The following is a 10,939-nucleotide window of genomic DNA, read 5'->3' on the forward strand; positions in this document are numbered from 1 at the left end:
CGTCTACTGTTTCAATAAGGAATATGGACTAGGGATGCGAGCAAATCTTGGAAATGATGGCAAAAGAATGGTACAGGGTTGGTACACATCATGAGTGCGCAGGTTCAATGATGAATCCGTGTACGTCGAACATGTTTTCAACCTGCCTTGGAGGCTGCCTTTGAAGAGTGATCTTCGTCTTGCCTCATTGCTGATTTTTGTTGTGTGCCTGTGCGTCGTGTTACTGACGGTATGGCAGATAGTGACGGTTCGCCAGAATACGCTGGTGAGTATCGAAACCAATACCGTCAACCTCACCAGTGCCCTGAGCAACTACACCGAGGGCATGTTCAGGCAGAGTGAGCTGATGCTGGTCGGCCTTATCGAAAGGGTCGAGAAAGAGGGTGTCGGCGAAAAGCAGATCGACCGCCTGAGGTCGGTGGTTGCCCAGGAAATGGCAACGCTGAAAGCGTTGAACAGCGTGGTGCTGTATGACGCAGAGGGCAACGGGGTCTTCCTGAGCAACCGGCATATCCCCAGGATGGGAGGCGAAGATCGCGAGTTCTTCATGTACCACAAGAATAACCGCGACCGAGGTGTATTCATCGGCCCGGCTTTTCAAAGTCGTGTCACGGGGGCCTGGCTGGTTTCGATCAGCCGGCGAATCGACAATCCTGACTCAGGTTTTGCCGGCGTCATGCTGATCACCATCAGCATCGATCATTTGCTCAAGTTCTACTCCAATATCGATGTCGGGCACACCGGGGTCATCAGCTTGAGTTCGGCGCAGGGACGGCTGTTGGTCAGGTATCCCTTTCGAGAGGCTGATATCAATCGCGATCTGTCCTCGGCACCGATTTTTGCCATGACCCGGAAGAGCCTGTCCGGTACGGCCGAGTTCATTTCCAATGTGGATGGTGTGGATCGTCTCTATGCATTCAAGAGGAGCGAATATTACCCGTTGGTGACCACGGTGGCGGTAGGGCGCAACGAGGCCATGGAAATCTGGTGGAGCCAGGCCCGGCAGTCGATTGTGGTGGTGCTGGTGCTATTGGGGTTGCTGGTTGGATTGGGGATTCGCCTGATTGGCCACATCCATCGCCGCATACGGGCCGAAAGCGAACTGCTGGTTTCCCAGGCCGCGCTGATCGAGCTGAACCAGAGCCTGGAACTTCTTGCCTCTCAGGACAAACTGACGGGGTTGGCCAACCGCAGGCGCTTCGATCAGTTTCTGGATATCGAATTCAAGCGGGCCAAGCGCGAGCGGCGTGCCTTGTCGCTGATCCTTATCGATGTGGATTACTTCAAACTCTATAACGACCATTACGGCCATCTGGCGGGTGACGAGTGCCTGAAGATCATCAGCCGGATCATCGAGCAATGCATAAGACGCCCTGGAGACATGGCGGCCCGCTATGGCGGTGAGGAGTTTGCGGTGGTCATTCCCGATACTGACGAGGCGGGTGCCAGCGCGGTCGCCGAGGCGATTCTGGAGCGCATCCGCACTCAATGCATCGAGCATATATCGAGCCCCTTCAACATCGTGACCATCAGCCTGGGGGTTGCAACGCTTGCGCAGCGCAATGAGCCGGTAAATCAGGAAGGGTTGATCGAACTGGCCGACCGGGCGCTGTATTCGGCCAAGTCACAGGGCAAGAACCAGGTGAGCATGGCGTCGAAGTTCCTCCTCGACGTCAGCCCGGCCTGGTCACAGATCACGGCAAGAAATAATCCGTAGCGAATTCATTCGCGAATGAGCGGAGCGCCGCCCGATTCTCTCCTACTCGATTGCATTGGGCTTGCGGCGTAATACCGACAGCACCCAGACAAAGAAGATCGGCACCAGAATCACGCCCAGCAGGGTCGCACTGAGCATGCCGCCAATCACGCCTGTACCGATGGCACGCTGGCTGGCAGCTCCGGCACCGGTAGCGATGGTCAGCGGGACGACACCCAGGATAAAGGCCAGCGAGGTCATGACGATCGGGCGGAAGCGCAGGCGTGCTGCCTGGAGAGCCGAATCGCGTAGGGAATGTCCCTGTTCCCACAGTTCCTTGGCGAACTCGACGATCAGAATCGCGTTCTTCGCTGCCAGACCGATGATGGTGATCAGACCAACCTTGAAGTACACATCGTTAGGCATGTCGACCGCCGTTACAGCCAGCACTGCACCCAAGGCGCCGACCGGTACGATCAGCATCACCACCAGCGGGATCGCCCAGCTTTCATAAAGCGCAACCAGCAACAGGAACACCACCACCAACGCCAGGGCGAACAACACCGTTGCCTGGCCGCTGGCTACTTTCTCCTGATAGGAGAGGCCGGTCCACTCATAGCCAATGCCCGGTGGCAACTCGGAGACAATCCGCTCGATCTCGGCCATCGCCTCGCCAGTGCTGACACCCGGCGGGGCATCACCCGAGATCTTGAACGCCGGATAGCCATTGTAGCGGGCGATCTGCACCGGGCCTTCCTCCCAGTGAGTGGTGACGAACGCAGCCAGTGGAACCAGTGTGCCGCTGCTGTTGGGAACATGGAGTTTCAGAACGCTTTCCGGTGTCATCCGCGAGTCCTGATCGGCCTGAACCACGACTCGTTGCTGTCTGCCGGCGTTGGCAAAGTCACTGATGACCGAGGAGCCAAATGCCGTGGACAGGGCATTGTTGATCGACTCGAAACTCACCCCCAGGGCGCGGGCTTTTTCCCGGTCGATATTCAGACGCAGTTGTGGTGCTTCGGCCAGGCCTTCCATCATGGCGTAGAGGATTTTCGGGTTGCCATTGGCCTTGCCCAGCAATTCATTACGTGCTGCCAATAGGGCTTCGCGGCCCAGACCTGCACGGTCTTGCAGGCGCAGGGCAAAACCGCCCGACGTGCCAAGGCCTTCGATTGGCGGTGGTGTAACGGCCATGACCGTACCGTCGCTCAGGCCGGCGAAATGCTGGTTGAACGCTGCTGCTTCGTCGGCGGCCGACTGCCCCTTGCCGCGTTCGGACCAGTCCTTCAGGGTCGGGAAAGCCAGGCCGGCGTTTTCGCCCATGCCGGAGAAGCTGAAGCCCAGCAGCATCGTCACCGCGTCGTTGCTCTCCCGGGACATCAGGTATTTTTCCAAGAGTTGCGCAGTTTCATCGGTGCGCGCACGGGTCGCGCCGGGCGGTAGTTGCACGTCGACGATCAGGTAGCCCTGGTCTTCAACTGGCACGAAGGATTCCGGCAGACGCAGATAGAAAAAGCCCAGCAGACCGACGATGCCCACATACAGCAGCATGTAACGGCCCGCACGTTTGAGCATGCTTGAACTCAGGCGCTCGTAGCGGTGGGTCAGCTTGTTGAACAGACGGTTGAAGCCACCGAAGAAACCGCGCTTCTCGTGATGCCCGGCCGGGATCGGCTTGAGCAGAGTGGCACACAGTGCGGGTGTGAACGTCAGGGCCAGGAAGCCCGAGAACAGGATCGACACCGCCAGCGACAGCGAGAACTGCTGGTAGATCACGCCCACCGAACCGCCCATGAAGGCCAGCGGCAGGAACACCGCAGCCAGCACCAGGGTGATGCCCAGAATCGCGCCTGACACCTGACCCATCGCCTTGACCGTCGCGGCCGCCGGGGACAGGCCTTCTTCGGCCATGATCCGCTCGACGTTCTCCACCACCACAATGGCGTCGTCCACCAGAATACCGATGGCCAGTACCATGCCGAACATGGTCATCATGTTCACCGAGAAGCCCAGCAGGTACATGATCGCCAGCGTACCGGCCAGACAGACTGGCACCACAATGGTCGGGATCAGGGTGTAGCGGATGTTCTGCAGGAACAGGAACATCACCAGGAACACCAGCACCATGGCTTCGATCAGGGTGTAGATCACCTTGTCGATGGCCACACCCACGAACAGCGAGGTGTCATAGGGAACGGAAAACTCGACATCGTCCGGGAAATTCACCGACAGCTCGGTCAGGCGCTGTTTGACCGCCTTGACCGTCTCGATGGCGTTGGCGCCCGGCGATAGCTGAATGGCAGCCGCTACGGCACGCTTGCCGTTCAGGCGCGACTCGAAGTTGTAATCCTGGCTGCCCACGGCAAGGCGTGCGACATCGGACAGATGCACGGTGGAGCCATCCTGATTGGCGCGCAACACGATGCGCCCGAACTCCTCGGGATTATCCAGAGTGCCCTTGACCGCCAGCGTCGCGGTCAGCTCTTGCAGGGACGAGCCGGGGGTACTGCCGAAGCTGCCGGCAGGCACCTGAACGTTCTGGCCCTGAATTGCGGTGTTCACGTCATCGATGGACAGCCCGAAACCCACCAGCTTCTGCGGGTCGATCCATACGCGCATGGCGGCTTCGGCGGCAAAGAACTGCAACTTGCCGACACCGGCCACGCGGCTGATTTCATTGTTGACGTTACGCGCTGCATAGTCAGCCAGGGCAACGGTGTCCTTGTTGGTTGAATCACCCTTGTAACTCAGGGTGAAAATCATCAGGAAACCAGAGCTGGCCTGTTCCACTTGCAGGCCCTGGCTCAGGACAGGTTGCGGCAGGCGTGCTTCGGCTTTCTTGATGCGGTTCTGTACTTCGACCTGTGCCATGTCCGGGTTGGTGCCCGGATTGAAGGTCACATTGATTTCGGCAGAACCGGTTGAGTTGCTGGTCGACTCGTAATACAGCATCCCCTTGGCGCCGTTGAGTTCGTCCTCGATGACGCTGGTGACCGAGTCCACCAGCACCTTGGCGGAGGCGCCCGGGTAGGTGGCAGTCACGGTGATCTGCGGCGGAGCCACGACCGGGTATTGCGCCACCGGCAATGACGGCAGCGCCATCAGGCCTGCCAGCAGGATGAACAAGGCAACGACCCACGCGAAGTTGGGGCGCTTGATAAAGAACAGTGACATAGAAGGTTATCCTTGATCGCGCTGAAGTCGGCCTTACAGAGCCTTGGCCTGCTGTTGAGCGGGTTGCGATTTGGGGACTACCTTGTCACCAGGATTGAGGCCGGTCATGTTGCCGACGATGATCTGCTCGCCTGCGCTCAACCCTTCGGTGATCTGCCAGCGCGAGTCCTGCATCGCTCCGGTTTTCACCGGTCTGGCTTCCACCGTTCCATCCTTGCCGATGACCAGCACCTGGGCTGCGCCGTCGCTGGAACGCTTGATGGCACGCTGAGGAATCAGGATCGCGTTATCGCTTGTGCTCTGTGGCGTGCGAACCCGCACATACATGCCTGGCAACAATATGCCTTCGGGGTTGGCGAAGCGGGCGCGCAGGGAAACCTGACTGGTGGTGCGGTCTACCTCGATGTCGGTGAACAGCAGCGTGCCACGGCTCTGGTAATCGGTACCTTCGACGCTCAGGGAAAGGGCATCTTCACCGCCCTTGGGCAGGCTGCCGTTCTGGATGGCGGTACGCATGCGCAATGCATCGGCCACCGGCTGGGTGAAGTCGGCATACACCGGGTCCAGTTGCTGGATGGTCGCCATCAGCGTGGTTTCGCCCTGGCCGACCAGCGCACCTTCGGTGACGGTGGCTCGGCCGATACGCCCGGAGATCGGCGCCTTGACCGTGGCATAACCCAAGTCCAGCCTTGCTGTCTCGACATCGGCCTGGGCCGAGCGTTTTGCGGCAATGGCGTTTTGCAGTGCGGCCCTGGCGGTGTCGTAGTCCTGCTGGCTGACTGCTTCGATTTTCACCAGGGGTTCATAGCGTTTGACGGTGGCCTGGGTCTCGAACAGCGTGGCCTCGGTGCGGGCCAGATCACCCTGGGCCTTGGAAAGGGCGGCCTTGAACGGAGCAGGGTCGATCTGGAACAAGATGTCGCCAGCCTTTACATCGGCTCCTTCCACGAAGTTGCGACTGAGCACGATACCCGCGACCCGGGCGCGCACCTGGGCGACTCTAACCGGCTCGATGCGGCCGGGCAGTTCGTTGATCAGGGTGAAAGCCTCGGTCTTGACGGCAACAGACTCGACCTCCCGTGGTGCGCCTGACGCTCCCCAGCCCTGTTGGGCTTTTTGATCACAACCTGCCAGGCCCAATGCGGCCAGCAGCGTCACAACCGGAATAACACGCCATTCGCGCAACGTACTCATGCTTTCACCCGGGCAACGCCCATTAGTCGCTAAAGTTGCGAATGATCTGTTTTGTACTAAGGTGAGTCAATATTGACTCATATGAATCTTTTGTGAGCAATTGTTAATGTTCTTTGAGGAAATGGGCTTTTTCTGCACAATGCCCGCCATGCCATTTTGACGAGTGAAAGACCACCCAATGGATTTACCCGCTGCTGATGAAAAACTCCTGAAAGCTCTGGCTATCGCGCTTGTCGAACATCCAGCAGGCACGTTCAAGGACATCGCCGAGGCTGCCGGCGTGAGCAAGGCTACCCTCAATCGCTTTTGCGGGACCCGCAGCAACCTCATCGAAATGTTGCTCAACCATGGCTCGTCGCTGATGAACCAGGTCATTGAAGCCTCGGATCTGGAGCACGCTGCACCGCTGGATGCATTGAGCCGTCTGATCGAAGGGCACCTGACCCATCGTGAAGTGCTGGTGTTCCTGTGCTTTCAATGGCGCCCGGATTCCATGGACGAACGCTGTGGCGGCACCCGCTGGATGCCGTATTCGGATGCTTTGGATGCCTTCTTCCTGCGTGGTCAGCGCGAGGGTATTTTCCGGATCGACATCGGCGCACCGGTACTGACGGAAATCTTCGCTTCCCAGCTGTTCGGGCTGGTGGATGCAGAACGGCGCGGCCGGGTGGCGCGCTCCGGTATGGCAGCATTGTTGATGCAGTTCTTCTTGCAGGGCGCGGCGAAGTAAGGACAAACCATCTGTCGCGGGCAAGCCCCCTCCCACGGGATTGTGGGAGGGGGCTTACCCGCGACGGCGTCATCCAATCCCCATCATGCCTCCTGACAACGCCTCGCGCATGGTCTGCATCTTCAGATCACTCTCCCGATATTCGCTCTCCGGCTCAGATTCACTGACCAGCCCGCACCCTGCAAACAGGGTCGCTCTGTTGCCGTCCAGCAGGGCAGAGCGCAGGGCGACGGCAAATTCGCCGCTGCCGCGATCATCCAGCCAGCCTACCGGCCCGGCGTACCAGCCACGATCCAGATGCTCGTGATTGCGTATGTAGTCCAGTGCCTGATTACGCGGCAAACCGCCTACCGCCGGGGTCGGGTGCAGGCTTTCGACCATTGCCAGCAAGCGGGCGTCTGGCGCGAGTGTGCCCTGGACCGGCGTCAGCAAGTGCTGGATATGCGGCAGTTTATGCAGCCGTGGCTGGCGAGCGATATCCAGTTCCAGGCAGTGCTGGCTCAGGCACTCCCTGAGGCTGGCGACCACCATTGCATGCTCGGCGTTGTCCTTGCGGCTGGCGAGCAATTGCTCTCCCAGCCGCGCATCGTCAGTGCTGTTCTGGCCGCGTGGTGCTGTGCCCGCCAGGGCCATGGTCTGAAACGCCTTGCCTTGTACGGTAAGCAGGCATTCCGGTGAAGCGCCGACAAAGCAACTGTCCTGCCGAGCGAATGCAAACAGATAGGCATTGGGTTGTTTGTGCAGCAGACGTTGCATGACCTGATGCAAGGGCTGCGCAGCCGGTACGTTTTGCGAACGGGCCAGCACGACCTTTTCCAGGTCGCTGCGCTGGATCCAGCTCACAGCATTACTTACATCCTGCTTCCACAAGTGCGCCATGGACAGGCGCACATAGTTGTCGACGGGCGCAGCCTTGACGGGTACCGGTCTGGCGAGAACGGTCGCCCACTCGTTGACAAGGCTGTCGGCCAGTTGCTCACAGACGGTGCCTTGCGCCACCAGCACATTGACGATCAGGCGTGTCTGGCCCTCGTTCTCATGCAGCTCGAAGCGCGGCAGGGTCAGCGCAGCATCGGGAAAATCACGCCATAACCGGGTTCTGTGATGGTGCCTGTCGAAGGCGAAACCACCGAACAGCGCCGGACGATGCGGGCCATGGACGACGGCGTCGGCTGCCAGGCTTTGCCAGCGATCTTCAAGCAGTTGCCAACTGTCGGTGCTGCGGGCATTGAACTCATGAGCAAGGCCCAGCCCCAGGCGATATTGCGCCTGAGCCTTGACGTGCCACAGGCTGGCCGGTTGCAGATGTTCCCGGTTGGCGCTGAACAGCGTCAGTGGCTCGACCTCCGGCGATGGCGTCGAGAATGACGCCAGCACAAAAGGCCGCTTCGGGCTGACCCGCTGCCGGGCTTCGTCCAGGCATTTCAGCAGCCCGTCGAACGATGGGAGTGGGTTCATTGTTCACAAGCCTCCGGATGCAGGGTGCGCCAGTGATTGATCTGCTGATTGATGAACCAGTGAATCAGGTCCTTGAAGAAATCCTCGGTCTGATCCACAGGCAGCCCCGCCTCGGCGGCCCATTGGCGCCGTTCTTCGAGCATGGCCACGACCCGCTCCGGGGCGGGAATGCTGTGTTCGTTGGCCTTGAAACGGGTAGCGGCCTTTACATAGGTCAAGCGTCGGGCAAGCAGACTGACGATCTGCTGATCAATGCTGTCGATGCCTTGGCGTATGTCGCCCAGGTTCTGGCAGTCAGGCGCGGACTTGATGGCACTCATGGAAAACTCCGGATTCACTGAGCCATGACGGCGAGTTGGCGTTTGTCTATCTTGCCCACGGCGGTCAATGGCCATGCCGCGACCCACTCGAACTGATCGGGCAGTTTGTCTTCGCCCAACCCGCATTCGCGCAACTGGTCACGCACCTGTTGAGCTGCGCCCGCAGGTTGCTCTCCAAGAATGAAGGCGCAGATGCGCTCGCCCAGCAGGGTGTCCGGCACGGCAACCACAACGGCCGCCTCGACTTCGGGCAGGGTATTGAGGTGGGATTCGATCAGTGCGGCAGAGATCTTTTCACCGCTGCGCTGGATCTGCTCCTTGATCCGGCCTTCGACGATCAGGTTGCCTTCCGGCGTCCAGCGTGCCAGGTCGCCGCTGCGGTAAAAACCATCCGGGGTGAAGCTGACGGCGTTGTGGGCTTCGGCCCGGTAATAACCGGCGATGGTGTAGGGGCCACGGGTCAGAAGTTCGCCCGTCTCGCCCGGCGCGACGTCCTGCAAGTCAGCGTCCACCAGCCGTACTTCATCGAATGGCGATAGCGGCCTGCCTTGGGTGTTGAGCACGATATCCAGAGCGTCGGACGGCCGGGTGTAGCACAGCAGGCCCTCGGCCATGCCGAATACCTGTTGCAGGCGACAGCCCAGGGAGTCCAGCAGTTGTTGCGCCAGAACCGGGTCGAGTCGCGAACCTCCGACCTGCAGAAGTTTCAGGCTCGACAGGTCGCTGTCTTCCCATTCCCGGCCTTGTGCCCAGAGCTGCGCCAAGGGCGGAACCAGCGCCACATGGGTGACACGTTCGCGTTCGATCAACGGCATTGCCTGATCGCAACTGGCGCTTTCGCCCAGAATGACCGTCGCGCCTGCCGCCAGACTGCCCAGTATGCCGGGGCAGGCCAGGGTGAAGTTATGGGCGGTCGGCAGAACCGCGAGGTACACGCTGCTGCTGTCGATTTCGCACATTTTGGCCGAGAGGGAAAAGTTATAGGCGTAGGCTGCATGGCTGCGCGGAATCAGTTTGGGTGTTCCGGTGGTACCGCCAGAAAGCAGCAGCAAAGCCGTATCGAGTGGATTGATGACCGGCCATGCCGGGCAGGGCGCATCCAGGGATGACAGCGCCGTGAAGGCTCCCGGTTCTCCATCGACAATCACATGGCGTAACGAGTGCTGGCGCTCGACGATGCCTGCCGCCATTTCCCGGTAATCGAAGTCACGGATACGGTCGGGAATCAGGTAGGCCACCGGTTCGGCCAGTTGGCACAGCGCTTCGATATCCTGGGCGCGTTGTGTGGGCATGGTCAGGACCGGCAGCGCGCCGATGCGCATCACGGCGAAAAAGGCGCTGACAAAGGCAATGCTGTTGGGCAGTTGCAGCATTACCCGGTCACCGGCCACGATGCCCAGCGCCGCCAGCCCGCCTGCGAGGCGTTCGACCCGTTGCTGGAGTTGCGTGTAGCTCATGCGCAGTTCGCCCGAAACCAGAGCGGTGCGCGAACCCTTGGCCTGAGCCCAGTGTTGCAGGCGCTGGGGCAGCGTCAGGTCGAGGTAAGGTTGCAGCGGGTCATTGGGCAAGGTGTGTTGTGTGTTCATGTCCGGCTCCCGTTAATGATGGAAAGGGCTGATGCTGTTCTCGATGAAACCGAGAACACGGGCCGCAAAGGCCCTGGGACGCTGAGTCAGATAAAAGTGATCGCCTGCCATGGCGTGTTGCTGGTGATCGCCACACAGCCACTGGCTCCAGGCCGCCACTTCCTCGGCATCGGCCTCGGGGTCGTGACTGCCGTGCAGCAGCAGGGTCGGGGTGTGCAGTTGCTGGCGCTGGGGATCAAGCAGGCGGTGATAGCTCTCGGTGGCCTGGAAGTCGGCGCGCAGCAACGGCATGAACAGCATCAGCAGGTCGCGGTCTTTCAACAGCGCCTCGCTGCAACCACCAATGGCGACCAGTTGCTCGATAAAACGCTGGTCATCCAGATGGCTGAGCAGGCGTCTGCCACTCAGATGCGGCGCATGGCAGGCAGACAACACCAGCCCGGCGGGCGGCTTACCGGCCTTTTCCAGCAGCAGGCAGGTCTCGAACGCCACCTGAGCGCCCATGCTGTGCCCGGCCAGGATCAGCTTCTGGCGCTGCGGGTTGGTCAGCGCCTGAATTTCAGCGGCAAGGCTTTCGGCCAGTGGCTGGACCTGACGCACGCAAGGTTCGTGCATGCGCTGGTCGCGTCCCGGATAGATCGCCAGCGAAAGGTCCAGCCCCAGTTCGTCCAGGCCACGCCAGCTCTGGAATGCACCGCCGCTGGCTCCGGCGAACGGGCAGAGCAGCACATGGGTGTCGCAGTTATCGGCCTGAAGATAAGGTCGCAGCATGCCCATGGAC

Annotated in this window: 8 protein-coding genes; 2 read left to right on the forward strand and 6 right to left on the reverse strand. The window is 60.3% G+C overall.

Annotated elements, in window-relative coordinates; translation table 11 throughout:
- The first annotated feature begins 160 nt into the window (after nt 1–160).
- A complete protein-coding gene (locus tag ACODS3_RS04790; protein ID WP_489033496.1) occupies nt 161–1,717 on the forward strand; it encodes a sensor domain-containing diguanylate cyclase in 1,557 nt (518 codons plus the stop codon).
- Nucleotides 1,718–1,759: 42 nt separating this feature from the next.
- Here the strand turns inward: ACODS3_RS04790 and ACODS3_RS04795 are convergent, their stop codons facing one another.
- Entirely contained in the window at nt 1,760–4,870 is a 3,111-nt protein-coding gene (locus ACODS3_RS04795; RefSeq protein ID WP_489033498.1) for a multidrug efflux RND transporter permease subunit, read from the reverse strand.
- A 33-nt stretch (nt 4,871–4,903) separates the two neighbouring features.
- Nucleotides 4,904–6,064: an efflux RND transporter periplasmic adaptor subunit gene (locus tag ACODS3_RS04800; RefSeq protein ID WP_201001910.1), complete on the reverse strand. Its 1,161-nt coding sequence runs from the start codon at nt 6,062–6,064 to the stop codon at nt 4,904–4,906.
- Nucleotides 6,065–6,242: 178 nt separating this feature from the next.
- Here ACODS3_RS04800 and ACODS3_RS04805 point away from each other — a divergent pair, with 178 nt between their 5' ends.
- Entirely contained in the window at nt 6,243–6,794 is a 552-nt protein-coding gene (locus tag ACODS3_RS04805; RefSeq protein WP_201017567.1) for a TetR/AcrR family transcriptional regulator, read from the forward strand.
- A 69-nt stretch (nt 6,795–6,863) separates the two neighbouring features.
- On the opposite strand, the gene ACODS3_RS04810 is transcribed toward ACODS3_RS04805, so the two are convergent.
- From ACODS3_RS04810 to ACODS3_RS04825, 4 genes are read right to left on the reverse strand one after another with little or no spacing between them, the layout of a single operon-like run.
- A complete protein-coding gene (locus ACODS3_RS04810) occupies nt 6,864–8,252 on the reverse strand; it encodes an isochorismate synthase (protein WP_489033501.1) in 1,389 nt (462 codons plus the stop codon).
- Nucleotides 8,249–8,572: an isochorismate lyase gene (locus ACODS3_RS04815; RefSeq protein WP_025259794.1), complete on the reverse strand. Its 324-nt coding sequence runs from the start codon at nt 8,570–8,572 to the stop codon at nt 8,249–8,251. Before ACODS3_RS04815 ends, ACODS3_RS04810 begins: the two co-directional genes overlap by 4 nt.
- A 14-nt stretch (nt 8,573–8,586) precedes the next feature.
- The gene (locus ACODS3_RS04820; RefSeq protein WP_489033503.1) at nt 8,587–10,158 is read right to left on the reverse strand and encodes a (2,3-dihydroxybenzoyl)adenylate synthase; all 1,572 of its coding nucleotides are present in this window, start codon (nt 10,156–10,158) and stop codon (nt 8,587–8,589) included.
- A gap of 12 nt (nt 10,159–10,170) precedes the next feature.
- On the reverse strand, nt 10,171–10,935 hold the full coding sequence (locus tag ACODS3_RS04825; protein ID WP_201001915.1) for a thioesterase II family protein: 765 nt from the start codon (nt 10,933–10,935) through the stop codon (nt 10,171–10,173).
- Nucleotides 10,936–10,939: the final 4 nt, after the last annotated feature.

This window comes from Pseudomonas sp. FG43, from assembly GCF_057809175.1.

Coding starts and splice junctions, on each gene's coding strand:
- ACODS3_RS04810 (WP_489033501.1), bottom strand. CDS start 8,252: ATGAACCCACTCCCATCGTTCGACGGGCTGCTGAAATGCCTGGACGAA.
- ACODS3_RS04825 (WP_201001915.1), bottom strand. CDS start 10,935: ATGGGCATGCTGCGACCTTATCTTCAGGCCGATAACTGCGACACCCAT.
- ACODS3_RS04805 (WP_201017567.1), top strand. CDS start 6,243: ATGGATTTACCCGCTGCTGATGAAAAACTCCTGAAAGCTCTGGCTATC.
- ACODS3_RS04795 (WP_489033498.1), bottom strand. CDS start 4,870: ATGTCACTGTTCTTTATCAAGCGCCCCAACTTCGCGTGGGTCGTTGCC.
- ACODS3_RS04800 (WP_201001910.1), bottom strand. CDS start 6,064: ATGAGTACGTTGCGCGAATGGCGTGTTATTCCGGTTGTGACGCTGCTG.
- ACODS3_RS04815 (WP_025259794.1), bottom strand. CDS start 8,572: ATGAGTGCCATCAAGTCCGCGCCTGACTGCCAGAACCTGGGCGACATA.
- ACODS3_RS04820 (WP_489033503.1), bottom strand. CDS start 10,158: ATGAACACACAACACACCTTGCCCAATGACCCGCTGCAACCTTACCTC.